Origin of the sequence: Enterobacter cloacae complex sp. P18RS (assembly GCF_014982105.1) — a bacterium.
Lineage (GTDB): Bacteria > Pseudomonadota > Gammaproteobacteria > Enterobacterales > Enterobacteriaceae > Enterobacter > Enterobacter hormaechei_C.
This window is the reverse complement of record NZ_JADCKV010000006.1, coordinates 580,047-606,644: the sequence shown is the minus strand read 5'-3', so window position 1 is coordinate 606,644 and position 26,598 is coordinate 580,047. Positions and strand designations below refer to the sequence as shown.

23 protein-coding genes are annotated in these 26,598 nt (G+C 55.4%); 19 read left to right on the top strand and 4 right to left on the bottom strand.

The window, feature by feature from the left end; all coding sequences use genetic code 11:
• Positions 1-6: 6 nt before the first annotated feature.
• From INF61_RS05305 to tus, 7 genes are all read left to right on the top strand, one after another.
• Entirely contained in the window at positions 7-3,144 is a 3,138-nt protein-coding gene (locus tag INF61_RS05305) for a RecE family exodeoxyribonuclease (RefSeq protein WP_193547578.1), read from the top strand.
• A gap of 9 nt (positions 3,145-3,153) precedes the next feature.
• A complete protein-coding gene (locus INF61_RS05300; RefSeq protein WP_193547577.1) occupies positions 3,154-4,239 on the top strand; it encodes a RecT family recombinase in 1,086 nt (361 codons plus the stop codon).
• 38 nt (positions 4,240-4,277) lie between these two features.
• Positions 4,278-4,520: a DUF4060 family protein gene (locus INF61_RS05295; RefSeq protein ID WP_020882485.1), complete on the top strand. Its 243-nt coding sequence runs from the start codon at positions 4,278-4,280 to the stop codon at positions 4,518-4,520.
• A 64-nt stretch (positions 4,521-4,584) separates the two neighbouring features.
• Positions 4,585-4,800, top strand: coding sequence for an excisionase family protein (gene xisR / locus INF61_RS05290; RefSeq protein WP_047647992.1), 216 nt, complete (start codon positions 4,585-4,587; stop codon positions 4,798-4,800).
• The gene (locus INF61_RS05285; protein ID WP_193547576.1) at positions 4,800-6,080 is read left to right on the top strand and encodes a site-specific integrase; all 1,281 of its coding nucleotides are present in this window, start codon (positions 4,800-4,802) and stop codon (positions 6,078-6,080) included. The genes xisR and INF61_RS05285 overlap by 1 nt, the downstream gene beginning before the upstream one ends.
• Positions 6,081-6,109: 29 nt before the next feature.
• Positions 6,110-7,408 carry a two-component system sensor histidine kinase RstB gene (rstB, locus tag INF61_RS05280; RefSeq protein ID WP_047365630.1) on the top strand — a complete coding sequence of 433 codons (1,299 nt, stop codon included), beginning with the start codon at positions 6,110-6,112 and terminating at the stop codon, positions 7,406-7,408.
• 74 nt (positions 7,409-7,482) lie between these two features.
• Positions 7,483-8,412, top strand: a complete 930-nt coding sequence (gene tus / locus INF61_RS05275; RefSeq protein ID WP_023296464.1) for a DNA replication terminus site-binding protein — start codon at positions 7,483-7,485, stop codon at positions 8,410-8,412.
• On the opposite strand, the gene fumC is transcribed toward tus, so the two are convergent.
• Both fumC and fumA read right to left on the bottom strand, forming a co-directional pair.
• Positions 8,413-9,807, bottom strand: coding sequence for a class II fumarate hydratase (gene fumC / locus INF61_RS05270; RefSeq protein ID WP_017693543.1), 1,395 nt, complete (start codon positions 9,805-9,807; stop codon positions 8,413-8,415).
• A gap of 182 nt (positions 9,808-9,989) precedes the next feature.
• On the bottom strand, positions 9,990-11,636 hold the full coding sequence (gene fumA, locus INF61_RS05265; RefSeq protein WP_193547575.1) for a class I fumarate hydratase FumA: 1,647 nt from the start codon (positions 11,634-11,636) through the stop codon (positions 9,990-9,992).
• Positions 11,637-11,835: 199 nt separating this feature from the next.
• Between fumA and manA the strand changes: the two genes are divergently transcribed.
• A complete protein-coding gene (gene manA / locus INF61_RS05260; protein WP_032670035.1) occupies positions 11,836-13,011 on the top strand; it encodes a mannose-6-phosphate isomerase in 1,176 nt (391 codons plus the stop codon).
• Between the two features lie 99 nt (positions 13,012-13,110).
• A complete protein-coding gene (locus INF61_RS05255; RefSeq protein ID WP_193547574.1) occupies positions 13,111-14,637 on the top strand; it encodes a YdgA family protein in 1,527 nt (508 codons plus the stop codon).
• 101 nt (positions 14,638-14,738) lie between these two features.
• Here the strand turns inward: INF61_RS05255 and INF61_RS05250 are convergent, their stop codons facing one another.
• Positions 14,739-15,767 (bottom strand): Mal regulon transcriptional regulator MalI, encoded by a 1,029-nt coding sequence (locus INF61_RS05250; RefSeq protein WP_193041999.1) that lies wholly within the window; start codon positions 15,765-15,767, stop codon positions 14,739-14,741.
• A gap of 179 nt (positions 15,768-15,946) precedes the next feature.
• Here INF61_RS05250 and malX point away from each other — a divergent pair, with 179 nt between their 5' ends.
• From malX to add, 3 genes are all read left to right on the top strand, one after another.
• Positions 15,947-17,539 carry a maltose/glucose-specific PTS transporter subunit IIBC gene (malX, locus tag INF61_RS05245; protein ID WP_023324552.1) on the top strand — a complete coding sequence of 531 codons (1,593 nt, stop codon included), beginning with the start codon at positions 15,947-15,949 and terminating at the stop codon, positions 17,537-17,539.
• A gap of 49 nt (positions 17,540-17,588) precedes the next feature.
• The gene (locus INF61_RS05240) at positions 17,589-18,761 is read left to right on the top strand and encodes a MalY/PatB family protein (protein WP_193547573.1); all 1,173 of its coding nucleotides are present in this window, start codon (positions 17,589-17,591) and stop codon (positions 18,759-18,761) included.
• A gap of 96 nt (positions 18,762-18,857) precedes the next feature.
• Complete coding sequence (add, locus tag INF61_RS05235) at positions 18,858-19,856, top strand: adenosine deaminase (RefSeq protein WP_193547572.1); 999 nt, start codon at positions 18,858-18,860, stop codon at positions 19,854-19,856.
• 56 nt (positions 19,857-19,912) lie between these two features.
• On the opposite strand, the gene INF61_RS05230 is transcribed toward add, so the two are convergent.
• Positions 19,913-20,953, bottom strand: a complete 1,041-nt coding sequence (locus tag INF61_RS05230) for an oxidoreductase (RefSeq protein WP_193547571.1) — start codon at positions 20,951-20,953, stop codon at positions 19,913-19,915.
• A 239-nt stretch (positions 20,954-21,192) separates the two neighbouring features.
• Here INF61_RS05230 and blr point away from each other — a divergent pair, with 239 nt between their 5' ends.
• From blr to rsxD, 7 genes are all read left to right on the top strand, one after another.
• Entirely contained in the window at positions 21,193-21,318 is a 126-nt protein-coding gene (blr, locus tag INF61_RS05225; protein ID WP_151884424.1) for a division septum protein Blr, read from the top strand.
• Positions 21,319-21,547: 229 nt separating this feature from the next.
• Entirely contained in the window at positions 21,548-21,763 is a 216-nt protein-coding gene (gene ydgT / locus INF61_RS05220) for a transcription modulator YdgT (RefSeq protein ID WP_000217941.1), read from the top strand.
• 85 nt (positions 21,764-21,848) lie between these two features.
• On the top strand, positions 21,849-22,289 hold the full coding sequence (locus INF61_RS05215) for a DUF2569 domain-containing protein (protein WP_015570663.1): 441 nt from the start codon (positions 21,849-21,851) through the stop codon (positions 22,287-22,289).
• Between the two features lie 76 nt (positions 22,290-22,365).
• Positions 22,366-22,947, top strand: a complete 582-nt coding sequence (gene rsxA / locus INF61_RS05210) for an electron transport complex subunit RsxA (protein WP_000133206.1) — start codon at positions 22,366-22,368, stop codon at positions 22,945-22,947.
• Positions 22,947-23,525 (top strand): electron transport complex subunit RsxB, encoded by a 579-nt coding sequence (gene rsxB / locus INF61_RS05205; RefSeq protein WP_015570664.1) that lies wholly within the window; start codon positions 22,947-22,949, stop codon positions 23,523-23,525. Before rsxA ends, rsxB begins: the two co-directional genes overlap by 1 nt.
• Complete coding sequence (gene rsxC / locus INF61_RS05200) at positions 23,518-25,539, top strand: electron transport complex subunit RsxC (protein ID WP_015570665.1); 2,022 nt, start codon at positions 23,518-23,520, stop codon at positions 25,537-25,539. Before rsxB ends, rsxC begins: the two co-directional genes overlap by 8 nt.
• Positions 25,540-26,592 (top strand): electron transport complex subunit RsxD, encoded by a 1,053-nt coding sequence (gene rsxD, locus INF61_RS05195; protein ID WP_015570666.1) that lies wholly within the window; start codon positions 25,540-25,542, stop codon positions 26,590-26,592.
• Positions 26,593-26,598 lie beyond the last annotated feature (6 nt).

Genomic DNA, 26,598 nt, shown 5'->3' with positions numbered 1-26,598 from the left:
TCTCACATGGAATTTTTCTATGTAGTTAAGGCTACGCAGAAATCTGGCAAAGAAGACGCAGTGATTTGGTTCACTGCTAAATCAGAAGCCCGTGCAAACCTACAGCTCGATGTTGAGCTGGAAGATGCCGGTATTGAAACCGGCCGCGGTAAGGATTATGCCAAACCGGTTCGCACCGATTTCCCTGTTTACAACGACCTGCCGGAAGAAAGCACAGTGGATTACACCTGGTGCAAACGCTACGCCCTCCAGGACGATGGACGCTCCTGGCTGCCAAAGGCTGGTGCTGAGTCTACTGGAGCCGTGGACAATACTGCGGCACCGGAACCGACCGTTAAAGTCGAAACTTCCATCGAGAGTGTTCCGCTTGAAAACCGCACTCCAGCGGTCCGTTTTGCCGTCCACATGACCAGCGACAAATACCAGTCACATATCACTAAAGAGCAGCAGCTGGCTGCCAGCGAAATGTCACTGGATGAAGGCAACACCTATCTTCAGAACATGCTGCTGGCGAAGAACGACATCCCTGAAGTTGCCGAACTCAGCCTTAACGCTGAGTGGAAACTGGTTCAGGCGATTAAGCAGGTCTTCGCGCCAGATGAAGAGCACGAAGTAAAGCTACTTACTGCTTTCATGGCCGACTGGTTGAGAGTAGATGCCGGCGACCGTAATGAGGTAGTGAGAGAGTGGAGGAACGGAAAGCTTACTCTGCTCAAATCAGAAAGAACCAGCGACGCCGATTTTACAACCGATCAGGTTCCAGAACCTGAAAACGGTATTCAGATTGACGAGAATGATGACGAAACCACACGTTATCCGGTCGTTCGTATGCCATTTCGCAAGCAGCTACTCGCTCAGTTCACCGCCGATGAACTGCGCCACCACTTAACCCGCGAAGAATACGAAGGTATCAGCGCGCTTGAAATGGACACAGACAACAGCTATGTCCAGAACCTGCTGCTGGCGGCAGAAAACTGCGAAGAGGTGAAGGGTTACGATACCAAAGACCTGTGGCGCTACACCGACGCCATTCGCAAAGTGTTCAGCCAGGAGAAGCGTCACGAACTCGCTTTGGTTCTCCGATTCACCAGAATCTGGGCTGCGACTGATTACATTAACCGCGGCATTCTCGTTCGCGAATGGGCAGCCGGTAACCGCATTAGTAATGTTCAGCGCACCGATGCTGGTACCAATGCCGACGGCGGCTATGTAACGGATCGCGGCGCAGGCGCGCATCACACTCTGGACACTCTCGATCTTGAGATCGCATGCGCCCTACTGCCTATGGACTTCCACCACTTCGAAATTCCTTCGAGCGTGTTACAACGTGCCAAAGAAATCGTGGCGAAGAAAGAAGAACCATGGAAGTCATGGAGCGCCATCCTGCGTAATCAGCCCGGCATACTGGCGGTTAACCGTGCGGCAATCTTTAACTTGATCCGCATCGCGCCAGAAAACATCCACCACACGCCAGCGGCTCATCTTGAGTTTGTGAATAAAACCATGACGGCTGAATTTAACTCTGCTGTGAAATTACTGCCGTTGCCTACTCCTGTAGTTGAGACTGAAGCCCCAGCTGAACAACCGCAGGTTGAAAATCTAGGCAGCGGCGTGTTCTCCATCGATGGCCTGATGGATGGAAATACCGAACCGGTCGTCAATACCTCCTCAAATGAAGTCGAAAACACGAAATACACATCGGAGACCACCAGCGATGTGCAGATGGAAACAGCTAAGCCAGAGAAAGACGAAGATGTTGATTCGGTACAACAAGGCGAAGGCGCTTATGCAGCTAATACGCAGTCAGATTCCATAGCGCCGGAAGAGCAACAGTCAGAGCCAGTAATCGAATACCCGGCCTACTTCGAACCTGGCCGCTACGAAGGTCTGCCGAATGATGTTTATCACGCAGCAAACGGCATCAGCTCAACTCAGGTAAAAGATGCCCGCGTCAGCCTGATGTACTTCAATGCGCGCCATGTAGCTAAAACTATCCCTCGCATAGCATCAAAAGTGCTGGACATGGGAAACCTGGTGCATGCCCTTGCATTGCAGCCGGAAAACCTCGAAGCAGAGTTCAGCTTAGAACCGGAGATCCCGGAGGATGCTTTCACCACCACCGCAACCCTGCGCGAGTTCATCGACGCGTACAACGCCAGCCTGCCGGCGCTGCTGAGTGCTGACGAGATTAAAGCGTTGCTTGAACAACATAACGCATCCCTTCCCGCTCCAGTGCCGCTTGGCGCGAGCCTGGAAGAAACGGCTCAAAGCTATATGGCTCTCCCAGCTGACTACCAGCGTATTGAAGAAGGCCATAAACAGACAGCAACGGCAATGAAGGCATGCATTAAAGAGTACAACGCCACCCTGCCCGTGCCGGTTAAAACCAGCGGCAGCCGTGATGCGCTACTCGAGCAATTAGCGATCATCAATCCTGATTTGGTCGCACAGGAAGCGCAGAAACCGACGCCGCTGAAAGTGTCCGGCACTAAAGCAGACATGATCCAGGCAGTTAAGTCAGTTAAGGCCGATGCCATATTCGCCGACGAACTGCTGGATGCCTGGCGCGACAACCCTGGCGAAAAGATTCTGGTTACCCGCCAGCAACTGGCCACAGCGCGGGCAATTCAATCTGCACTCCTGGCACACCCGACCGCTGGCATGCTGCTGACCCACCCGAGCCGCGCCGTCGAGGTGAGTTACTTCGGCTTTGATGAGGAGACGGGCCTGGAAGTTCGTGTGCGCCCTGACCTTGAGATCGACCTGGACGGCGTGCGTATTGGTGCTGACCTGAAAACCATCAGCATGTGGAACGTTAAGCAGGAAAGCCTGCGCGCCAGGCTACACCGGGAAATCATTGAACGTGATTATCACCTGAGCGCGGCTATGTACTGCGAAACCGCGGCGCTGGACCAGTTCTTCTGGATTTTCGTCAACAAAGACGAGAACTATCACTGGATCGCCATCATCGAGGCATCCGCAGACCTTCTGGAACTGGGCATGCTCGAGTACCGAAAAGCAATGCGCGCTATAGCAACCGGCTTCGACACAGGGGAATGGCCAGCGCCAATCATCGACGATTACACCGACGAACTGAACGACTTCGACCTGCGCCGCCTTGAAGCGCTGCGCGCTCAGGCTTAAGGGGGATTTATGCAAAATACTAATGTTACGGTTACTGACCAAAACACCGTTGTTAACTCAAACGTGGCTTTGTTCGATTCCCAGTATCTAAACGCCATCAGCACGTTCGCGCAGATCATGGCGCAAGGCACCGCGACTGTTCCTAAACACTTACAGGGTAATCAGGCCGACTGCATGGCGGTAGCAATGCAAGCGGCACAGTGGCAGATGAATCCCTTTGCCGTGGCGCAGAAGACGCACCTGATTAACGGTGTGCTCGGGTATGAAGCTCAACTGGTTAATGCCGTCATTTCACGCAGCGGCGTGCTTGCCAGTCGTTTTGATTATGAGTGGTACGGTCCATGGGAAAAGGTTGTAGGAAAATTCCACATCCGTAAAGGCGATAAAGGCGAGTACCGCGTCCCGGGCTGGACCCTGGCTGACGAAGCCGGGATCGGCATCATTATCCGCGCAACCCTGAAAGGTGAAGACCAGCCGAGAGAACTGGATTTACTGCTGGCTCAGGCCCGTACCCGAAACTCTACCCTGTGGGCTGACGACCCTCGCCAGCAGCTGGCGTACCTGGCTGTCAAACGTTGGGCGAGACTGTTCTGTCCGGATGTGATTCTGGGCGTTTATACCCCCGATGAATTGGATGATCGCCGTGAAGAACGAGAGGTAAACCCTGCCTCAGCGCAGCACGTAAGCCTTGCAGACATTTCAGGTGACAACGTCACTACAACGCAAACGGCTCAGGAATCAGCTCAAAACATCGATGCACTTGCTGATGATTTCCGTGACCGCATCGAGGCGGCTCAGGATGTTGATAGCGCTAAAGCTCTGCGCGCAGATATTGAAACCGTGAAAGCAACGCTGGGTTCTGCCCTGTTCACTGAGCTGAAAAACAAGGCCGTGAAGCGTTATTACCTGGTAGACGCACGCAACAAGGTTGAGGCCGCAATCAATTCCTTGCCACCATCAGATGATCCTGATGCAGCTGCGCGGTTCGCAGAAGTAGAGCGCGTTCTTGCATCGTCGAAACGCCATCTGGGCGACGAGCTGCATGGTCAGTTCAGCATCACCCTGGCGGATATGAAACCGGAATACGTGGACTAACGAGATCGGGAGGGGAAACCCTCCCTCAAGGAGAAGAAATGCGACTGATTAATCGAGGCAGTAAGCAATCCCCTTTGGCTCGCCAGGCATGTGAAATCGCACTCGCAGCCCACCAGCAAAGATATGGTGACTATGGGCGCAGCAAGATGAAAGAGACCTATACGGTGAGAGTGGAAGGCGTGAAGGTCTGGGTTGAGGTGGTCAACTGCAAGGCAAGCTACGTGGCCACAGCAATGACAGGCATGCGCCGACTGCGTTCCCTGCCCGGCCAGGCAAACTGAAACTAAAATATCAACGACTAAAGACCGGCATATCTATACTCGTGCCGGTTACCTGAGGTGAACCATGTCGCAGGTAATTTACGATTCAGAATGGGGCGTTGCTTCAAAACTAAAAGAGAAGACAGGCCTTACAGATCGTCAGATTAAAAGCTATCGCCAAACCTCCTGGGTAGAAGGTGTTCATTTTAAGAGAATCCCATTGGATGGAAGCAGCTCCGAAGAGCGAGGACTTGTCTGGTACAACATCCCAAACATTAATAGGTTTGTGAAGGAGGCATAATGGCTGCAATGCCAACGGGTGTTGAGATCCACAACAATAAGATACGAATAAGTTTTAAATTTCAGGGCGTTAGATGCCGAGAAACATTAAAAGGATGGATCGTAAATGCGTCGAATCTCAAAAAAGCCGGGAATTTAAGGGCCAAAATTGTAAGCGAGATTCAACTGGGTACTTTTGACTACCGGGGCGTGTTTCCGGAGTCAAAAGTAGCAGCAAAGTTTTATACATCTAAAAACATTACGACGTTCGCCGAACTTGCATCAATCTGGTATGAAAACCATAAAATCGATCTCTCACCCAATGCCACGAGAAGCTATGGGATAGCTGTAAGAACGTTAACGAAACTAATCGGCCCTGAAACGCTGGTTGCATCCATCACCAACAGCGACATTCTGGGCTGGAGAAAGGAATTACTGACTGGCGAGACTAACTATGCTCCCGAAAACAGAAGAAATAAAACTGGCCGCGCCGTTAGAACAGTAGATTATTATCTGGCCATCCTGCGACAAATCCTCGACTATGCTGTTAAAAATAAAGTCATTTCATATCAACCATATGTCGGGATAAAAAGGCTTCGCAAAGGGCAAACAAAACCAGATCCGCTTTTGAGACATGAGTTTGAGCAGTTGAAAGAGACTGCTCCGGCTCAGCAGAAAAACATGTGGCAATTTTTTGCTTACACCGGAGTTCGGCCCGGGGAGCTTTGCGCTCTTGCCTGGGAGGATATCGATCTTAATTCCGGCGAAGCTACGATTGCACGCAATCTTACTCAGGAAGGCTTGTTTGGACCACCCAAAACCGAAGCTGGATACCGGACGATAAAGTTACTGGAGCCGGCTCTGGAAGCTTTGCGAGCTCAAAAAGAACTTACCGGGAGTGCCCCTAAGGTACCAATCACTTTTCACCACCGGGAGTTCGGAAAAACGGAAACGCAGAAACTGCACTTTGTATTTGTGCCCCGACCTCAGAAAGGAAGGCAAGCAGCCTATTATTCAGTCAGCTCAATTGTGTCACTATGGGATATTACGGTAAGACGATCGGGCATTCGCCGCAGACGCCCCTATCAATTGCGTCATACATACGCGTGCTGGATGTTGTCGGCAGGAGCTAATCCTGCTTTTATAGCGAATCAGATGGGTCATGAGAATGCAGAGATGGTCTTCCATGTATACTCTGCGTGGATAAATGCTCTCGATAGCGATCAGGTATCATTTTTGAATCAGCGCTTTGGCGGATATGCTAATGCCCCCATAGTGCCCCTGAAGCTAAAAACAAAATAATTAATTGCTTGATTTTCCGGTGATATTTAATGAAAAAGCTGTTTGTGCAGTTTTATCTCCTGCTGTTTGTCTGCTTTCTGGTGATGACCATGCTGGTCGGGCTGGTCTACAAATTCACCGCAGAGCGCGCGGGCAGGCAATCCCTGGACGATCTGATGAAAAGCTCGCTCTACCTGATGCGTAGCGAGCTGCGAGAAATTCCTCCTCATGACTGGGCGCGCACGTTAAAAGAGCTGGATCTGAATCTGTCGTTTGATTTGCGTATCGAACCCATGAAGGATTTTGACTTAGCGCCGCCTGCGATGCAGCGTCTGCGCGACGGAGACATCGTCGCACTGGACGAGAAATATACCTTCATTCAGCGTATTCCGCGCAGCCATTATGTTCTGGCCGTCGGGCCAGTGCCCTATCTCTATTACCTGCACCAGATGCGCCTGCTGGATCTCGCTCTGCTGGGCTTTATTGCCATTTCGCTCGCTTTACCTGTGTTCATCTGGATGCGACCGCACTGGCAGGACATGCTGAAACTAGAATCCGCCGCACAGCGTTTTGGGGAGGGTCATTTAACTGAACGCATACATTTCGACAGCGGTTCCAGTTTTGACCGGCTCGGTATTGCCTTCAACCAGATGGCCGATAACATCAACGCCCTGATTGCCAGCAAGAAGCAGCTGATCGATGGTATTGCGCATGAACTGCGCACTCCGCTGGTACGCCTGCGTTATCGCCTGGAGATGAGCGAGAACCTCACCGGGGCGGAATCGCAGGCGCTCAATCGGGATATTGGCCAGCTTGAAGCGCTGATTGAAGAGCTGCTGACCTATGCCCGCCTCGATCGGCCTCAGACGGAGTTGCACCTCAGTACACCGGATCTCCCCGCCTGGCTACAGACGCATATTAACGATGTGCAGAGCGTTAACCCTCAGCGAAAACTGCTGACAGCCATTACCCCCGGCGCGTACGGCGCACTGGACATGCGCCTGATGGAACGCGTGCTGGATAATCTGATGAACAACGCCATGCGCTACAGCGAAACGACGCTGCGCATAGGTTTAGATTTGCAGGGAAGCCAGGCGATTCTGTGTGTGGAAGACGATGGCCCCGGCATTGAGCCGGCGGAGCGTGAAAAAGTTTTTGAGCCGTTTGTGCGCCTCGATCCCAGCCGCGACCGGGCTACCGGCGGCTGTGGTCTGGGGCTGGCTATTGTCCGTTCTATTGCCCAGGCGATGGGCGGTTCGGTTCGCTGCGAAGCGAGCGAGCTGGGTGGGGCCCGGTTCGTCTTTAGCTGGCCGATCTATCACAATATTCCCCTTCCCGTACCTGCCTGACCTAAACCGCACGCTGGCCTGACCCGGCGTGTTATGCTATATCAGTAGTATGTTGTAACTAATTAAGGGCTGCCATGGCAACTTACGATCTCATCGAAAGGCTTAACACCACATTTCGGGAAATAGAGCAGGCGTTACTGACCCTCACGGGGCAACTTCAGGACTGCCGCCTGCTGGCCGCCCGCGTCTTTTCCCTGCCCGAGGTGGCGAAAGGCGCGGAGCACGACCCGCTGAACACCATTGAGGTGACGCAGCATATTGGCAAGGCGGCGCTGGAAATGACGTTGCAGCACTTTCGTCGCCTTTTCATCCAGCAGCAGTCCGAAAATCGCAGCAGTAAGGCCGCCGTTCGCCTGCCCGGCGTCATCTGCCTGCAAACGGATGCCGCAACGCGTGAAGGAATTGAGGCGCAGATTACGCATATCAATACGCTGAAAGCCGCCTTTGAGAAGATTGTAACCGTTGAGTCCGGGCTGGCGCCGGCTGCCCGTTTTGAATGGGTGCATCGCCAGCTTCCGGGGCTGATCACCCTGAATGCTTACCGCACGCTGACGGTACTGCGCCACCCCGCCACGCTGCGCTTCGGCTGGGCCAACAAGCACATCATTAAAAATTTCACGCGCGATGAGATCCTGGCTCAGCTGGAGAAAAGCCTGAAATCGCCGCGAACGGTCGCCCCGTGGTCGCGGGAACAGTGGATTGAACGGCTGGAGCAGGAGTACCACAGCATTGCCTCCCTGCCAGCTGATACCCGTCTTAAAATAAAGCGTCCGGTGAAGGTACAGCCTATCGCCCGCGTCTGGTACGCCGGACAACAAAAGCAGGTGCAATACGCCTGCCCGACGCCGCTGATTGCGCTCTACGATGCCGATCAGGGTGCGGTGGTGCCGGATATCGGGGAACTGCTGAATTACGATGCTGAAAACGTTCAGCATCGCTATAAACCCCAGGCGCAGCCGCTACAGCTGATTATTCCGCGGCTGCACCTGTATGTGGCGCAGTGATTATCTGAGGCTGCCCACCATCGCTTCCGGGCGGACCCAGGCATCAAACTCGGCGTCCGTCAGGTAGCCCAGCGCCAGCGCAGAGGCTTTCAGGGTAAGCCCCTCTTTGTGCGCTTTTTTAGCGATTTCGGCCGCTTTGTCATAACCAATATGGGTGTTCAGCGCCGTTACCAGCATCAGAGACTCATTCAGCAGCTGGCTGATTCGCTCGCGATTAGGCTCAATGCCCACCGCGCAGTGCTCGTTAAAGCTCTCCATGCCATCGGCCAGCAGACGAATCGATTGCAGTACGTTGTGGATCACCATCGGACGATAGACGTTAAGCTCGAAGTTACCCGACGCGCCGCCCATGTTAACCGCCACGTCATTACCCATCACCTGACAGCACAGCATGGTCATGGCTTCGCACTGGGTCGGGTTCACTTTACCCGGCATAATGGAGCTACCCGGCTCGTTTTCCGGAATGCTGATTTCGCCGATGCCGCAGCGCGGGCCGGAGGCCAGCCAGCGCACGTCGTTGGCAATTTTCATCAGCGAGGCCGCCAGCCCTTTCAGCGCGCCATGGGTATGCACCAGCGCATCACAGGTCGCCAGCGCTTCGAATTTATTCGGAGCGGTAACAAACGGCTGCCCGGTGATCTTCGCCAGCTCTTCGGCCACGCGCACCGCGTACTCGGGATGGGTGTTTAAGCCAGTGCCCACCGCCGTCCCGCCGAGCGCCAGCTCCGCCAGATGCGGCAGGCTGTTGTCGATATGCTTAAGATTGTGCTCCAGCATTGCCACCCAGCCGGAGATCTCCTGACCAAGCGTCAGCGGCGTGGCGTCCTGAAGGTGCGTACGACCAATTTTAACGATGTCGCGGAAGGCCTGCGCTTTCTCGTTAAGCGTAGATTTAAGCACGTTGAGCTGCGGGATAAGCTGCTCGCGGATTGCGATGACGGCCGCCACGTGCATGGCCGTCGGGAACACGTCGTTGGAACTCTGGCTTTTGTTCACGTCATCGTTCGGGTGGACCTTGCGCTCCATGCCGCGCACGCCGCCAAGAAGCTCGCTTGCGCGGTTCGCCAGCACCTCGTTCATGTTCATGTTGCTCTGGGTGCCTGAGCCGGTCTGCCAGATGGCAAGAGGGAATTCGTCGGGATGTTTGCCCGCCAGCACTTCGTCGGCGGCATTGATGATGGCGGTGGCTTTATCGGCATCCAGCAGGCCCAGATCCTGATTGACTTTGGCGGCAGCGCGTTTGGTCAACGCCAGCGCCTGGATTAGCGAGACGGGCATTTTCTCTGTCGAAATGCGGAAATGCTCCAGCGAACGCTGGGTTTGTGCGCCCCATAGCTTGTCGGCCGGGACGTCGATGGCGCCCATGGAGTCTTTCTCGCGGCGATGCATTGTCATTACTTACTCCTTGTTAACAAAGATGGGATTGCTCACATGCTTAAGAGATAAGTATTGATGACTTCTGAGAAACGTTATGGCGCTTTGTGCGCTCTTTTTGATGTCGGGTGGCGGCTGCGCCTTACCCGACCTACGAGAATGCAGGCCGGGTAAGCGTCAGCGCCACCCGGCAATTTACAGAATTACTTCACACACGCCGAACACTGGGAAGACTGGATCTGTTTGAAGAAGTCGTTACCTTTGTCATCCACGAGGATGAACGCCGGGAAGTCTTCCACTTCAATTTTCCAGATCGCTTCCATACCCAGTTCCGGGTACTCCACGCACTCCAGGCTCTTGATACTGCCCTGCGCCAGCACCGCTGCCGGGCCACCGATGCTACCGAGGTAGAAGCCGCCGTGCTTGTGGCACGCGTCCGTCACCTGCTGGCTGCGGTTGCCTTTCGCCAGCATGATCATGCTGCCGCCGTTTGCCTGCAACTGGTCGACGTAGGAGTCCATACGGCCCGCCGTGGTTGGGCCTAACGAGCCGGAAGCATATCCATCAGGCGTTTTTGCCGGACCTGCGTAGTAGATCGGGTGATCTTTAATGTACTGCGGCAGCCCTTCGCCGTTGTCCAGGCGCTCTTTCAGCTTCGCATGGGCGATGTCGCGGCCCACGATAATCGTCCCGTTCAGGGAAAGGCGCGTTGAAACCGGATACTGCGAAAGCTGCGCGAGGATCTCTTTCATCGGACGATTCAGGTCCACGCGAACCGCTTCCCCCTCGCCCGCTTTACGCAGTTCTTCAGGAATATATTTGCCCGGGTTGTTCTCCAGCTTCTCGATCCAGATGCCGCCGCGGTTGATCTTCGCCTTGATGTTGCGATCCGCCGAGCATGAGACGCCCATGCCCACCGGACAGGAAGCACCGTGGCGCGGCAGGCGGATCACGCGAATGTCATGCGCGAAGTATTTGCCGCCAAACTGCGCGCCCAGGCCCAGATTCTGCGCTTCGGCCAGCAGTTCCTGCTCAAGCTGCACGTCCCGGAACGCCTGACCATGTTCGTTACCTTCCGTTGGCAGGCCATCGTAGTATTTGGTTGAGGCCAGCTTAACGGTTTTCAGGGTGCTTTCGGCAGACGTACCGCCAATCACAAACGCGATATGGTACGGCGGGCAGGCCGCGGTGCCGAGGGTGCGCATCTTCTCGACCAGATAATTCTTCAGCTTGCCCGGGGTAAGCAGCGCTTTGGTTTCCTGGTAAAGATAGGTTTTGTTGGCTGAACCGCCGCCTTTGGCGATGCAGAGGAATTTGTACTCGTCACCGTCGACGCTGTAGAGGTCAATCTGCGCAGGCAGGTTGGTGCCGGTGTTCACCTCTTTGTACATATCCAGCGCCGCGTTTTGCGAATAGCGCAGGTTGTCTTCGGTGTAGGTATTGTAAACGCCGCGCGCCAGCGCCGCTTCGTCACCGCCGCCGGTCCAGACGCGCTGGCCTTTTTTACCGGTGATAATCGCCGTGCCGGTGTCCTGGCAGGTCGGCAGAATGCCTTTCGCCGCGATATCAGAGTTACGCAGGAATTGCAGGGCAACGTACTTATCGTTCTCACTGGCTTCCGGGTCGCTCAGGATATCAGCAACCTGCTGCTGATGCGCCGGACGGAGCATAAAGGAAGCATCATGGAAGGCTTGCTGCGCCAGCAACGTCAGCGCCTGCGGGTCAACTTTGAGGATCTCCTGCCCTTCAAACTCAGAGACAGAAACGTAATCGCGGGTTAACAGGTAATACTCGGTCTGATCCTGACTGAGGGGGAAAGGATCCTGATAATGGAAGGGTTTATTCGACATTGTTCTCTCACTTACTGCTTCGGTCTGTTTATTCAGGGCAGATGTTCCGCTGCCCGGCTTAAAAGCGAGTCAGCTTATCCTACACAATTTTTTAACAAAAACTGAGACTAGTACGACTTTTTACATCCGCAGGTTACTTCCATTCGGTTTATTGCTTTAATACGCGGAGTTAATTCCACATATGAATCAGGGCTTGATAATGCAAAAACTCATCAACTCAGTGCAAAACTACGCCTGGGGAAGTAAAACTGCGTTAACGGATCTCTACGGTATCGCCAACCCGGACAACCTGCCGATGGCAGAGCTGTGGATGGGCGCGCATCCGAAGAGCAGCTCAAAAATTGAAGATGCCAGCGGCCAGGTTCGCAGCCTGCGTGACGTCATCGACGCCGACAAAGCCGCACTGCTCGGCGATAAAGTGGCGAATCGTTTTGGTGAGCTGCCGTTTCTGTTCAAGGTATTGTGCGCCGACCAGCCGCTCTCCATTCAGGTTCACCCGAACAAAAAAGCCTCTGAGCTGGGCTTTGCCAAAGAAAATGCCGCCGGTATTCCGTTAGACGCCGCAGAGCGTAACTACAAAGATCCTAACCACAAGCCGGAACTGGTTTTCGCCCTGACCCCTTTCCTGGCGATGAATGCCTTCCGCGAGTTTTCCGAGATCATCTCCCTGCTGCAACCGGTCGCCGGGGCTCACAACGCGATCGCCCATTTCCTGGAAAACCCGAACGCAGAAGCCTTGAGCGAGCTGTTTGCCAGCCTGCTGAATATGCAGGGCGAGGAAAAATCCCACGCGCTGGCGGTGCTGAAAGCCGCGCTGAACAGCCAGCAGGGTGAGCCATGGGACACCATTCGCGTAATTTCCACGTTTTATCCGGACGACAGCGGTCTCTTCTCTCCGCTGCTGCTGAACGTGGTGAAGCTCAACCCGGGCGAAGCGATGTTCCTGTTCGCTGAAACCCCGCACGCCTACCTGAACGGCGTGGCGCTGGAGGTGATGGCTAACTCCGATAACGTACTGCGCGCGGGCCTGACGCCAAAATACATCGACATCCCTGAGCTGGTTGCCAACGTGAAGTTCGTGGCGAAACCTGCTGCGGAGCTGCTTACGCAGCCGGTGAAAAACGGCGCAGAGCTGGACTTCCCGATTCCGGTTGACGATTTTGCCTTCTCGCTGCACGACCTCAGCGCAGACGAAACCGCCATTGCACAGGAGAGCGCAGCGATCCTGTTCTGTGTAGAAGGCGAAGCGACGTTGCATAAAGATAGCGAGCGTCTGGTGCTTAAGCCGGGTGAATCCGCCTTTGTCGCGGCCAACGAGTCGCCTGTCCGGGTGAGCGGCACCGGTCGCCTGGCGCGTGTTTTTAATAAGCTTTAGGGACTTACTGAATTTTTTAACAACTCTTGCTAAGCTAGTAACAGGCGTTGTAACACCAGGCGGTTTTAACCGCCTGGTTTCATTTTAGGGATAATCGCAATGAAAAAATCGGTCGTAGCGGTAGGAGTGATTGTTGCTTTAGGCGTGATCTGGACGGGTGCTTCCTGGTATACCGGGAAACAGCTGGAAAGCCGTCTGGCAGAGATGATGACGCAGGCAAACAGCGAGATTAAGCGCAGCGCGCCTGAAGCAGGTCTGGAGCTGAGCTACCAGAACTACCAGCGTGGCGTGTTTACCAGCCATATGCAGGTGGTGGTGAAGCCGGTTGCGGGTAATCAGAACGCCTGGCTGAAACCGGGCCAGAGCGTGGTGCTGGATGAAGTGGTCAGCCACGGTCCGTTCCCGCTGGCGCAGTTGAAAAAGTTTAACCTGATCCCCTCCATGGCATCCGCCAGAACCGTACTGGTGAATAACGAGGTGACGAAGCCGATTTTCGATATGGCGAAAAATGAGTCGCCGTTTGAGATCAATACCCGCATCAGCTATGCCGGTGATACGCATTCCGACATCGACCTGAAAGCCCTGAATTACGAACAAGGCACCGACAAAGTCGCCTTCAGCGGCGGTAATTTCCAGCTTGATGCCGATCGCGACGGCAAGAATGTCTCCCTGACCGGCGATGCCGCCAGCGGCCTGGTGAATTCAGTCAATGAATATAACCAGAAGGTTCAGCTTACCTTCAACAACCTTAAAGCCAGCGGCAATAGCCGTATGACCGATTTTGATGAGCGTATCGGCGACCAGAAACTGAGCCTCGATAAGATCGCCATTGCGATCGAAGGCAAAGAGATGGCGGTGCTGGAAGGCATGGATCTGGACGGTAAGTCTGACGTCTCCAAAGACGGTAAAAGCATCAACACCCAGCTGGATTACAGCCTGAAAAGCCTGAAAGTACAGAATCAGGATCTGGGTACCGGTAAGCTGTCTCTGAAAATCGGCAACATTGACGGCCAGGCGTGGCATGAATTCAGTCAGAAATACAGTAAAGAGAGCCAGGCTCTGCTGACCGATGCCGCCCTGCAACAGAACCCGCAGGCGTACCAGCAGCAGGCGATGACGGTGCTGTTTAATAACCTGCCGATCCTGCTGAAGGGCGAGCCGGTGATTACCGTTGCGCCACTGAGCTGGAAAAACGGCAAAGGCGAAACCAACTTCAACCTGTCGCTGTTCCTGAAAGATCCGGCCGCTGCGACCGGCGAACCGCAGACCCTGGCGCAGGAAGTTGACCGCAGCGTGAAATCGCTCGACAGCAAGCTGACTATCCCGATGGATATGGCGACCGAGTTCATGACGCAGATTGCGAAGCTGGAAGGTTATGGTGAAGATGATGCAGGCAAACTGGCAAACCAGCAGGTGAAAGGCCTGGCGGCGATGGGCCAGATGTTCCGCATCACGAAGGTGGAAGACAACACCATTTCCACCAGCCTGCAATATGCTAATGGCCAGGTGACGCTCAACGGCGACAAAATGCCGCTGGAAGAGTTTGTCGGTATGTTTGGTATGCCGACGCTGGGCATTCCGGCACCGGCTGAACCGGCAGCGCCGCCGGCAGTACCGCAGCAGTAAACGAAAAACCCCTCGCATGAGGGGTTTTTTATTGCCGGGTGGCGCTGACGCTTACCCGGCCTCCGATCCTGAGTCGTTGTAGGCCCGTGCAAGCAAAGCGTTTACTTCACCGTCACTAACCGCGCAGCCACAATCTGATGCCCAGCCTGCACGTCCGTATTTTCAATGCGCTGCATGATCCTGTCTGCCAGGGTGTACCCCATCTCACGAGCCGGCGTCGTCGCCCAGACGATGGGGAGATCGTCTAACGCATTTTCACCGACATCCGCAAACGCCCCCAGCGCCACCTGATGGCCGAAGAACGTTTCTACCCCGCCCTCACCGCTCTGGCGTCCGGCGCGGATCAAACCGAACCACGCCCCCATCGCAATGACGTCGTTATAGCAAATCACCGCGCTGATCGTCGGGCTGTTGCGAAGCAGCGTGCCGATGGCTTCCGCGGCTTTTTTCTGGCTGGATTCACACTCCACCACCCATTCGCTGTGAAACGGCAGGCCGTATTTGATGAGCGTGGAGCAGTAACCGCCCACCCGCTCGGCACGCGTCAGGGACGAGCTTTTACCGCCGAGCCAGGCGATGCGCTGATGGCCGCGATGAATAAGATGCTCGGTCAGCATTTGCGCGGCCTGCATGTTATCTGGCCGAAGGGTATCGGCTTCGTCGAGATAGCTTGCGCGCGAGGCAAACACCAGCGGTACGCCTTTCTGCGCCGCGCGCTCACACAATTCACTGCCCACGCCGGACGCGCCGGCCACGATCACCCCATCCACCCCTTGCATCAGCAGCATATCCAGCCTGGAGAGCAGCTGCTCCGGTTCGCGCCCACCGTGGAGCAGGAAAACCATTCGCCCCTGCGCTTCAAGCGCCTCGGTAAGCCCGGCGGTCAGTTCTGCATAAAACGGCGACGTGAGGTCGCGAACGATCAGCCCTATCACCCCGCTTTGCCCACCGCGCAGCGCCGACGCCTGGCGATTACGCACAAAGCCTAACTGCTCAACGGCCTCGTTGACGCGCTGACCCGTTGCAGGAGAGATGCGCCCCTTCCCGCTCAATACCAGCGAAACGGTGCTGACGGAAACCCCCGCCGCCAGCGCGACATCGTTGATGGTGATCTTTTTCGCTACAGCCATGTGGTGGCGTGACTCCTTGATAATGAGATCGCTAAAACGTTTTATCAATACGTTATCTTTATACTACCAGTAAAAGCCTGAGAATGTGATTTAGCGCGCACTAAAGTTTGATAAAACGTTTTATCTTCTCGCCCCATCGAGGTCGTTAAATCTCTTTCTACCATTTAAGGAGTCGTTTTATGACGACGAAAGCAGCACAAAAAATATCGCTGTGGGAGTTTTTCCAGCAACTGGGTAAAACCTTTATGCTGCCCGTGGCGCTTCTCTCTTTTTGCGGGATCATGCTGGGGATCGGCAGCTCGTTAAGCAGCCACGACGTCATTACCCTGATCCCTTTCCTCGGAAATCCGGTACTTCAGGCGATCTTCATCTGGATGAGCAAGGTCGGCTCTTTTGCCTTTAGCTTCCTGCCGGTAATGTTCTGTATCGCCATTCCTCTGGGTCTGGCGCGCGAAAATAAAGGCGTGGCGGCGTTTGCGGGCTTCGTTGGCTATGCGGTCATGAACCTTGCGGTTAACTTCTGGCTGACTGCCAAAGGGATCCTGCCCACGACCGACGCGGCGGTACTGAAAGCCAATAACATTCAGAGCGTGATTGGTATTCAGTCCATCGATACCGGGATCCTTGGAGCCGTGATCGCGGGGGTGATTATCTGGATGCTGCACGAGCGCTTCCACAACATCCGCCTGCCCGATGCGCTGGCCTTCTTCGGCGGGACCCGCTTTGTGCCAATCATTACGCTGGTTGTGATGGGTCTGTTTGGTCTGATCATCCCTCTGATTTGGCCGATTTTTGCCATGGGGATCACCGGTATCGGCCGCATTATCAACGGCGCGGGTGATTTCGGCCCGATGATTTTCGGTACGGGTGAACGTCTGCTGCTGCCATTTGGTTTACAGCATATCCTGGTTGCCCTAATCCGCTTTACCGAAGCTGGCGGTACCATGGACGTTTGCGGTCATTCCGTTAGCGGTGCGCTGACCATCTTCCAGGCCCAGCTGAGCTGCCCGACCACTCACGGCTTCTCTGAAAGTGCGACGCGTTTCCTCTCTCAGGGTAAAATGCCTGCCTTCCTCGGCGGCCTGCCGGGCGCAGCGCTGGCGATGTACCACTGTGCCCGTCCGGAAAATCGTCATAAAATTAAAGGTCTGCTGATCTCCGGCGTTATTGCCTGCGTGGTGGGCGGTACGACAGAACCTATCGAGTTCCTGTTCCTGTTCGTAGCGCCGGTACTGTACCTCATCCACGCCGTACTGACGGGCCTGGGCTTTACCGTGATGGCTGTGCTCGGTGTGACCATCGGTAACACCGACGGTAACGTGATTGACTTCGTGGTCTTCGGTATCCTGCACGGTCTGTCCACCAAGTGGTATCTGGTGCCGGTTGTGGCCGCCATCTGGTTCGCGGTTTACTACGGGATCTTCCGCTTCGCCATCACCCGCTTTAACCTGAAAACGCCTGGCCGCGATACCGATACGGCCACCAGCGTTGAACAGGCGGTAGCTGGTACCGTTGGGAAATCCGGATATAACACGCCGGCTATTCTGGCGGCGCTGGGCGGTGCGGATAACATTACCTCTCTGGATAACTGCATCACCCGCCTGCGTTTGTCGGTGGCGGACATGTCCAAAGTGGATACCAACGCACTTAAAGCTAACCGGGCTATCGGCGTGGTACAGTTAAATCAACACAATTTGCAGGTCGTCATTGGCCCGCAGGTACAGTCAGTGAAGGATGAGCTGGCAACCCTGATGCGAACCGTCGAAGCCTGATGCCTCGCCCCCCTCGTCATGAGGGGGTTTTACTTTACGGAGCACCGTCATGTTTGATTTTTCAACCGTCGTGGATCGACACGGCACCTGGTGTACCCAGTGGGATTATGTCGCTGACCGTTTTGGCGCTGCCGACCTGCTGCCCTTCACCATCTCTGATATGGATTTCGCCACCGCCCCCTGCATTACTGATGCGCTGCACCAGCGAATAAACCACGGGGTGTTTGGCTACAGTCGCTGGAAAAATGACGAATTTCTGGCCGCCGTGGCGCACTGGTTCCGGCAACGCTTTAACAGTCAGATTGATACCGAAACCGTGGTGTATGGGCCGTCGGTCATTTATATGGTCTCGGAGCTGATCCGCCTCTGGTCCTCGCCTGGCGACGGCGTGGTGGTCCATACCCCGGCTTACGATGCCTTTTATAAAGCCATCGAAGGCAACCAGCGTACCGTTGTTTCCGTGCCGATGCAGAAAACAGCGCATGGCTGGGAGGGCAATATGGCCGCGCTGGAAGCAGCGCTGTCAAAACCGGAAAACAAGGTGCTGCTGCTGTGTAGCCCGCAAAACCCGACCGGCAAAGTCTGGACGCGGGAAGAGCTGACCACAATGGCGGCCCTGTGTGAACGTTATGACGTAGCGGTGATCAGCGACGAAATTCATATGGACATGGTATGGGGCACGCATCGTCATACCCCGTGGAATGAGGTTGCGCGCGGTAAATGGGCGCTGCTGACCTCGGGTTCCAAAAGCTTCAACATTCCGGCGCTGACGGGTGCCTGGGGGCTTATCGCCGATGACGCCAGCCGTAACGCCTATCTGAATGCATTAAAAGGTCGGGACGGACTCTCTTCCCCTTCCGTGCTGGCGCTGACCGCGCACATTGCTGCCTACCGACAGGGAGAACCCTGGCTGGACGCGCTGCGGACCTATCTCGAAGAAAACCTGCGCTACATTGCTGACGAACTGAATACTGCATTTCCGACACTCAACTGGCAACCGCCCGAGGCCACCTATCTGGCATGGATCGATCTCAGCCCGCTTGGCATTGATGACAATACGCTGCAAAACGTGCTGATTGATCAGCAAAAAGTGGCCATCATGCCGGGATATACCTATGGGGATGAAGGTAAAGGCTATGTGCGTCTGAACGCTGGCTGTCCGCGTAGTAAGCTTGAACAGGGCGTTCAACGCCTTATCGCCGGCATCAACATTCTGCTGTAAATCATTTGCGCAACGGAATATTCCCTTGCGCAAATAGCTTTTTACCCCGTTTTGTTTTTATAATATGGCGCACTTTAACCAGCAAAGAGTGCGACCATGATTGATACACGCCTGCCTTTAACTGATATTCACCGCCACCTCGACGGAAACATTCGTGCCCAAACCATTCTCGATCTTGGTCGCCAGTTCAATTTAACCCTCCCTGCCGAAACGCTTGAAACCCTGATCCCGCATGTTCAGGTCACGTCGAACGAACCGGATCTGGTGAGTTTTCTGAGCAAGCTCGACTGGGGCGTGAAGATGCTGGCCTCGGTCGATGCCTGTCGCCGTGTCGCCTTTGAAAACATCGAAGATGCCGCGCGTAACGGCCTGCACTATGTTGAACTGCGTTTCTCCCCGGGCTATATGGCGATGTCCCACAACCTCCCCGTAGCGGGCGTGGTTGAAGCGGTCATTGAAGGCGTGCGTGAAGGCTGCAAAACCTTTGACGTTCAGGCGCGTTTGATTGGCATTATGAGCCGTACCTTCGGTGAAGCGGCCTGTCTTCAGGAACTGGAAGCATTACTGGCGCATCGCGACCAGATCACCGCCATCGACCTGGCCGGTGACGAGCTGGGCTTCCCGGGCAGTCTGTTCCTGTCTCATTTCAACCGCGCACGTGATGCAGGATGGCATATTACCGTTCATGCGGGGGAAGCTGCGGGGCCGGAAAGCATCTGGCAGGCCATTCGTGAACTGGGTGCGGAACGTATAGGTCATGGCGTGAAAGCCATTGAAGATCGCGCGCTGATGGATTTCCTCGCCGAACAACGTATTGGAATCGAATCCTGCCTGACCTCCAATATTCAGACCAGTACAGTAGCGTCGCTGGCGCAACACCCGCTGAAAACCTTCCTCGAACACGGGGTGCTGGCTTCGCTGAACACGGACGATCCGGCGGTTCAGGGCGTGGATATTATTCACGAATACAACATCGCCGCACCACAGGCCGGGCTGAGCCGCGAGCAGATCCGTCAGGCGCAAATCAACGGGCTGGAGATCGCCTTCCTGACGCCTGAAGAGAAACAGGCGCTGCGCGATAAAGTTGTTCAGTAGTCCTCTTTACTGCCGGGTGGCGCTGCGCTTACCCGGCCTACGAAAGCGTTTGGCACTTATGCCAGACAGAGCGTTGCGCGATGTTTGGCAGATTCGATCCCGAGCTCGATCAGCTCCATAATCTGGATTGCCTGGCTTGCGGGAACCGGATTTTCACCTGAACCGTTCAGCGCGTCACGAATGGCGGCGTAATACGCTGGATAGTTCCCCGGCAGGGTCAATACCGTCTCTTCAACCAGTACCTCACCCTCCGCACGCGTCACCACCCCGTCGCGCATGTCGTAGCCCCAGTCCTCCTGCGGTAAGCGTTCGCCATTTTTGAGGCGCTCTTCCTGCGGATCCAGGCCGAACTTCACATAGCTGCCGCGCGCCCCGTGAATGATATAGCGGGCCGATTCCGCCGCCGCAAGCATTGTCCCGTGCAGCAAAATGCGCCGCTGCGGATAACTCAAAATGGCATGGAAATAGTCGGTGGTCTGCGCCCCCGGCCTGAGCTGCGCTAAATCGACCGTCATGCTCACGGGCAAACCAAACAGATGAACGGCCTGATCGAGAAGATGCGGCGCTAAGTCATACCAGATGCCGCTACCCGGTCCCGCCTGCTCGCGCCAGCGATCTCGCACCTGCGGACGATAACGATCGAAATGCGACTCAAAAAAGGCAATTTCGCCGAGCGTACCTTCGTTTATCAGCGCCTTAACCGTCAGGAAATCGCTGTCCCAGCGCCGATTGTGAAAGATCGATAATAACCGACCCAGACTTCGCGCCAGCGCATCCAGCTCGCGCGCCTGTGACAACGTCACGGTGAAGGGCTTATCGACAACAACATGTTTACCTGCCTCCAGCGCCGCTTTCGCCAGGGGGAAATGAGTGTCGTTAGGAGTAGGAATGACAATAAGGTCAATATTAGGATCGTTAAACAGATGCTTAGGCTCCGTTACCACCGGCACGGCTGGCCAGTCGGCGCGGACCTTAGTCTCATCGCTGCTTGTGATAGCCGCCAGTTCCATTCCCGGCGTGCCGGCAACCAGCGGTGCATGAAAGGTTTTGCTTGCGTACCCGTAGCCAATAAGACCGACGCGGATGTTTTCACTCATCGTTTGCCCCCTCGCTGTGCGCTTATTTATCACTGGCCTTGTGCTTAACGCACACATTAATAATGTGCCCTGTGAGTTAAAATAGCATCTTGCGACAGCGTTTTTTGTTACCTCGCATTAAAGTGTGTATATGGGTTCGGGGAATCGTTCCCAAAGCGCTTGCTCTGGCGAAAAGGGCGCTGTAACATTTGTAATCTGTATTTATGGATAAATTACAAACACAAATTATGTCGTCAATAATTAATCGAATCATTGAATTAGCGGGATGGATTGTCCTTGGGGTTTCAGTCGTGTTGCTCGGCATTGCCAGCCATATCGATAACTACCAGCCGCCGGAGCCTGTTACTGTCGCACAACAAAAGTAAGCCGTGTCGTCATAAAGCGTGACACATTACGTCATGGTACGTATTGCCAGCCGTAATGAACGGGGTTACCCTTCTCTTCCAGGCATCTGCTGATGCCTGATTCTTCGCAAAGAAAACTCCTAATTTCGTCGCGTTACCCGAGTGGACAGTTTACGTCTTTATTAATCCGTTTATTATTCGAACGCATTACCTTTATGGGTATTACCCTTTTATATGGAAACTTATTAACATGACAGTTCAGGACTATTTATTAAAATTTCGCAAGATCAATTCCCTTGAAAGCCTGGAAAAACTGTTTGACCATCTGAACTACACGCTGTCGGATAATCAGGACATCATCAATATGTACCGCGCTGCTGACCATCGTCGCGCCGAACTGGTCTCTGGCGGTCGTCTGTTCAATGTGGGGGAAGTGCCTAAATCCGTATGGCGTTACGTTGTATAAGAAAGTAGCCTTCGGCGTGAAATGTTATATACTCTCCGCCCTGCAAATTTCTGTATAACATTTCGCGCAGACTATGGGAGAGCGTATGACCGCATTGCCTGGAGAGAGAATTGGGGGCTGGTTAATCGCCCCGCTGGCATGGCTGCTGGTGGCATTATTAAGCGCTTCGCTGGCGCTGTTGCTATACACCACCGCACTGGTTACGCCTCATGCTATCCAGACACTGATGTCCCAGAGTGCGCTCAATATTGCAACGTGGTTTGTGTCGTTCGTTTTCGCGATCGCGATGTGGTACTACACGCTGTGGCTGACTATCGCCTTCTTCAAACGCCGCAAAAGCGTGCCGAAACATTACATTATCTGGCTGCTGGTCTCCGTGCTGCTGGCTGTCAAAGCATTCGCTTTCTCGCCAGTGTCTGACGCGCTGGCGGTTCGCCAGTTACTGTTTCCGCTACTGGCGACGGCGCTTCTGGTCCCTTATTTCAAGCGTTCGACGCGCGTTAAGAAGACCTTTGTCAACCCGTAATAACCTTACAGTTAACCTGTTGTGGCCTGTTGTCGTTTATCCGATAATAGGCGGCTATTTTATTTCAGGCTAAATAATGACCGATTACTTACTGCTCTTTGTCGGAACTGTGCTGGTTAATAACTTCGTACTGGTGAAGTTCCTTGGCCTGTGCCCGTTTATGGGCGTCTCCAAAAAGCTGGAGACGGCAATGGGCATGGGGCTGGCGACCACCTTCGTGATGACGATGGCCTCCATTTGCGCATGGCTGATTGATACCTGGATCCTGATCCCGCTCGACATGCTCTACCTGCGCACCTTGTCCTTTATTCTGGTCATTGCGGTTGTGGTGCAATTTACCGAGATGGTGGTGCGGAAAACCAGCCCTGCCCTGTATCGCCTGCTGGGCATTTTCCTGCCTCTCATCACCACCAACTGCGCGGTGCTGGGCGTGGCGCTGCTCAATATCAACCTTGGGCATAATTTCCTGCAATCGGCGCTGTACGGTTTTTCCGCGGCGGTCGGTTTCTCTTTTGTTATGGTCCTGTTCGCCTCGATTCGCGAGCGTCTGGCCGCGGCGGATATTCCCGCGCCGTTTCGCGGTAACGCCATCGCTCTGGTGACCGCAGGTTTAATGTCTCTGGCCTTTATGGGCTTTAGTGGTCTGGTGAAGTTGTAATGAGTGCTATCTGGATTGCCATCGCGTCCATCAGCGTACTGGGACTCGTCTTTGGCATCATTCTGGGTTATGCCTCCCGCCGGTTTGCGGTGGAGGACGATCCGGTGGTTGAAAAAATTGATGAACTTTTACCGCAGAGCCAGTGCGGGCAGTGCGGCTACCCTGGCTGCCGCCCTTACGCTGAGGCGGTGGGCGTGCAGGGCGAAAAGATCAACCGCTGCGCACCGGGTGGCGAAGCGGTCATGCTTAAAATAGCTGCCCTGCTGAACGTCGATCCCCAGCCTGTCGACGGCGATGAACAGGCCCAGGAGCCCGTTCGTGCCCTTGCTGTCATCGACGAAGCCAACTGCATTGGCTGCACCAAATGTATTCAGGCGTGTCCTGTTGACGCCATTGTGGGCGCAACGCGCGCGATGCACACCGTTGTGGCGGATCTGTGCACCGGCTGTAATCTCTGCGTGGCGCCCTGCCCGACGCAGTGTATAGAACTACGCCCGGTTGAAACGACTACTGAAAGCTGGAAGTGGGACCTTCAGACCATTCCGGTTCGCAATATTCCTGTGGAACAACATGCTTAAGTTATTTTCTGCCTTCAGAAAAGAGAAGATCTGGGATTTCGACGGCGGCATTCATCCGCCTGAGATGAAATCGCAGTCTAACGGCACGCCGCTGCGCCAGATCCCGCTGGCGACCCGTTACGTTATGCCCCTAAAACAGCATATCGGCGCGGAAGGTGAACTGTGCGTGAAAGAAGGCGATAGCGTTCTTCGCGGCCAGCCGCTGACCTTTGGTCGCGGACGGATGTTGCCGATACATGCCCCGACTTCCGGTAAGGTGGTGGCTGTTGCCCCCCATACCGTTGCCCATCCGTCGGCGTTGTCTGAGCTGAGCGTGATCATTGAAGCCGATGGTGAAGACCGCTGGATCGATCGTGACGGCTGGAGCGACTACCGTTCCCACAGTCGTGAAGCGCTGATTGAACGCATTCATCAGTTCGGCGTGGCGGGTCTGGGGGGCGCAGGCTTCCCGACCGGCGCTAAGCTTCACGGCGGCGGCGATAAAATCGAAACGCTGATCATCAACGCCGCCGAGTGCGAACCGTACATCACCGCCGATGACCGTCTGATGCAGGACTGTGCCGCGCAGGTGGTGGAAGGGATTCGCATTCTTGCGCATATTCTGCAACCCCGCGAAGTGCTGATCGGTATTGAGGACAATAAACCGCAGGCCATTTCGATGCTGCGTGCGGTACTGGCGGACAGCCACGATATCGCCCTGCGAGTGATCCCGACCAAATACCCGTCCGGCGGGGCAAAACAGCTGACGCAGATCCTGACCGGCAAACAGGTCCCCCACGGGGGCCGTTCGTCCGACATCGGCGTGCTGATGCAAAACGTGGGAACCGCCTACGCGGTGAAACGTGCGGTGATTGACGGCGAGCCATTGACCGAGCGCGTCGTCACGCTGACCGGCGAGTCCGTCTCCCGTCCCGGCAACGTCTGGGCGCGTCTGGGTACGCCGGTGCGTCATCTGCTGGAACAGGCTGGCTTCTGCCCGGGTAGCGATCAACTGGTCATTATGGGTGGCCCGCTGATGGGCTTTACCCTGCCGTGGCTGGATGTGCCGGTGGTGAAGATTACCAACTGCCTGCTCGCCCCTTCCCCAACGGAGATGGGCGAAACGCAGGAAGAGAAAGGCTGCATACGCTGTAGCGCCTGTGCGGACGCATGCCCGGCAGATTTACTGCCGCAGCAGTTGTACTGGTACAGCAAAGGCCAGCTGCACGATAAAGCCCAGGCGCATAACCTGGCTGACTGTATTGAATGCGGTGCCTGCGCCTGGGTCTGCCCAAGCAATATTCCGCTGGTGCAATACTTCCGTCAGGAGAAAGCCGAAATCTACGCCATCTCCATGGAAGAAAAACGTGCCGCTGAAGCGAAGGCCCGCTTTGAAGCGCGTCAGGCGCGACTGGAGCGCGAGAAACAAGCCCGTCAGGAACGCCATAAGCAGGCTGCCGTCCAGCCTGCGGCGAAAGATCAGGATGCCATTAACGCAGCCCTGGCCCGCGTGCGCGAGAAGAAAGCCACCGCCGCCCAGACGGTTGTGATCGCTCCGGGAGAAAGACCGGACAACAGCGAAGCGATTGCGGCCCGCGAAGCGCGTAAAGCCGAAGCTCGCGCGCGTCAGGCGGAGAAAGCGCAACACGCCAAACCGGAAGCCGATATCGACCCGCGTAAAGCGGCGGTGGAAGCGGCTATCGCCAGGGCAAAAGCCCGTAAGGCCGGTCAGCAGACAGTGGTGGTTGAACAGGAAGCGACGGATCCGCGCAAGGCGGCCGTTGAAGCCGCTATCGCCCGTGCCAAAGCACGAAAAGCGGCACAGGTTCAGCCAGCCGAAGAGAGTGAAGCGCCTGTCGACCCGCGTAAAGCCGCCGTTGAAGCGGCCATCGCCCGTGCCAAAGCACGAAAAGCGGCACAGCAGGACGAACGGCCTGCGGCCGCCAACGACGATCCACGCAAAGCCGCAGTCGCCGCCGCGATTGCGCGCGTTCAGGCAAAGAAAGCCGCGCAGCAAGCCGTTAACGAGGATTAAATGGTTTTCAGAATTGCAAGTTCCCCTTATACCCATAACCAGCGCCAGACATCGCGTATTATGATGCTGGTGTGCCTGGCCGCGCTGCCAGGTATTGCCGTACAGTGTTGGTTTTTCGGCTGGGGTACGCTTTTCCAGTTAGTTCTGGGTTGCGCCAGTGCCGTCGCAGCGGAAGCAGCGATCCTGAAGCTGCGCAAAATGGAAGTGACTCGCATCCTGAGCGATAACTCCGCCCTGTTGACCGGCCTGTTGCTGGCCATCAGCATTCCCCCGTTCGCCCCGTGGTGGATGGTGGTATTGGGAACGGTGTTTGCGGTGATCATCGCCAAGCAGCTGTACGGCGGGCTGGGCCATAACCCGTTTAACCCGGCGATGATTGGCTACGTGGTACTGCTGATCTCCTTCCCGGTACAAATGACCAGCTGGCTGCCGCCGCATGAGATCGCCGCCACCGTCCCCGGCTTTATGGATGCCCTGCACGTTATCTTTACCGGCCACACCGCGCTGGGCGCAGATATGAACGCGCTTCGCATGGGCGTGGACGGCATCAGCCAGGCCACCCCGCTCGATACCTTCAAAACCTCCCTGCGTGCCGGACACAGCGTGGAGCAGGTGATGAAATCGTCTATTTACAGCGGCGTACTGGCGGGTGCTGGCTGGCAGTGGGTCAATCTGGCCTATTTGTTGGGCGGCGCGTTCCTGCTGCAACAGAAGGCAATCCGCTGGCATATTCCGGTGAGCTTCCTGGTGACGCTGGCCGTCTGCTCGACGCTCGGCTGGGTCATCTCACCTGAGTCACTGGCCAGCCCGCAGCTCCATCTGCTCTCCGGCGCGACCATGCTCGGGGCATTTTTTATTCTGACCGATCCGGTCACCGCGTCTACCACCAACCGTGGTCGTCTGATTTTCGGCGCGCTGGCGGGCTTGCTGGTCTGGCTTATTCGCAGCTTTGGCGGTTATCCGGACGGCGTGGCATTTGCCGTGCTGCTGGCTAACATCACCGTTCCGCTCATCGACTACTACACGCGGCCACGCGTGTACGGTCATCGCTAAGGGTCA

Excerpts from the sequence above, each read along its gene's own strand:
- INF61_RS05305 (WP_193547578.1), top strand. The coding sequence starts at position 7 with ATGGAATTTTTCTATGTAGTTAAGGCTACGCAGAAATCTGGCAAAGAA.
- INF61_RS05300 (WP_193547577.1), top strand. The coding sequence starts at position 3,154 with ATGCAAAATACTAATGTTACGGTTACTGACCAAAACACCGTTGTTAAC.
- INF61_RS05295 (WP_020882485.1), top strand. The coding sequence starts at position 4,278 with ATGCGACTGATTAATCGAGGCAGTAAGCAATCCCCTTTGGCTCGCCAG.
- xisR (WP_047647992.1), top strand. The coding sequence starts at position 4,585 with ATGTCGCAGGTAATTTACGATTCAGAATGGGGCGTTGCTTCAAAACTA.
- INF61_RS05285 (WP_193547576.1), top strand. The coding sequence starts at position 4,800 with ATGGCTGCAATGCCAACGGGTGTTGAGATCCACAACAATAAGATACGA.
- rstB (WP_047365630.1), top strand. The coding sequence starts at position 6,110 with ATGAAAAAGCTGTTTGTGCAGTTTTATCTCCTGCTGTTTGTCTGCTTT.
- tus (WP_023296464.1), top strand. The coding sequence starts at position 7,483 with ATGGCAACTTACGATCTCATCGAAAGGCTTAACACCACATTTCGGGAA.
- fumC (WP_017693543.1), bottom strand. The coding sequence starts at position 9,807 with ATGACAATGCATCGCCGCGAGAAAGACTCCATGGGCGCCATCGACGTC.
- fumA (WP_193547575.1), bottom strand. The coding sequence starts at position 11,636 with ATGTCGAATAAACCCTTCCATTATCAGGATCCTTTCCCCCTCAGTCAG.
- manA (WP_032670035.1), top strand. The coding sequence starts at position 11,836 with ATGCAAAAACTCATCAACTCAGTGCAAAACTACGCCTGGGGAAGTAAA.
- INF61_RS05255 (WP_193547574.1), top strand. The coding sequence starts at position 13,111 with ATGAAAAAATCGGTCGTAGCGGTAGGAGTGATTGTTGCTTTAGGCGTG.
- INF61_RS05250 (WP_193041999.1), bottom strand. The coding sequence starts at position 15,767 with ATGGCTGTAGCGAAAAAGATCACCATCAACGATGTCGCGCTGGCGGCG.
- malX (WP_023324552.1), top strand. The coding sequence starts at position 15,947 with ATGACGACGAAAGCAGCACAAAAAATATCGCTGTGGGAGTTTTTCCAG.
- INF61_RS05240 (WP_193547573.1), top strand. The coding sequence starts at position 17,589 with ATGTTTGATTTTTCAACCGTCGTGGATCGACACGGCACCTGGTGTACC.
- add (WP_193547572.1), top strand. The coding sequence starts at position 18,858 with ATGATTGATACACGCCTGCCTTTAACTGATATTCACCGCCACCTCGAC.
- INF61_RS05230 (WP_193547571.1), bottom strand. The coding sequence starts at position 20,953 with ATGAGTGAAAACATCCGCGTCGGTCTTATTGGCTACGGGTACGCAAGC.
- ydgT (WP_000217941.1), top strand. The coding sequence starts at position 21,548 with ATGACAGTTCAGGACTATTTATTAAAATTTCGCAAGATCAATTCCCTT.
- INF61_RS05215 (WP_015570663.1), top strand. The coding sequence starts at position 21,849 with ATGACCGCATTGCCTGGAGAGAGAATTGGGGGCTGGTTAATCGCCCCG.
- rsxA (WP_000133206.1), top strand. The coding sequence starts at position 22,366 with ATGACCGATTACTTACTGCTCTTTGTCGGAACTGTGCTGGTTAATAAC.
- rsxB (WP_015570664.1), top strand. The coding sequence starts at position 22,947 with ATGAGTGCTATCTGGATTGCCATCGCGTCCATCAGCGTACTGGGACTC.
- rsxC (WP_015570665.1), top strand. The coding sequence starts at position 23,518 with ATGCTTAAGTTATTTTCTGCCTTCAGAAAAGAGAAGATCTGGGATTTC.
- rsxD (WP_015570666.1), top strand. The coding sequence starts at position 25,540 with ATGGTTTTCAGAATTGCAAGTTCCCCTTATACCCATAACCAGCGCCAG.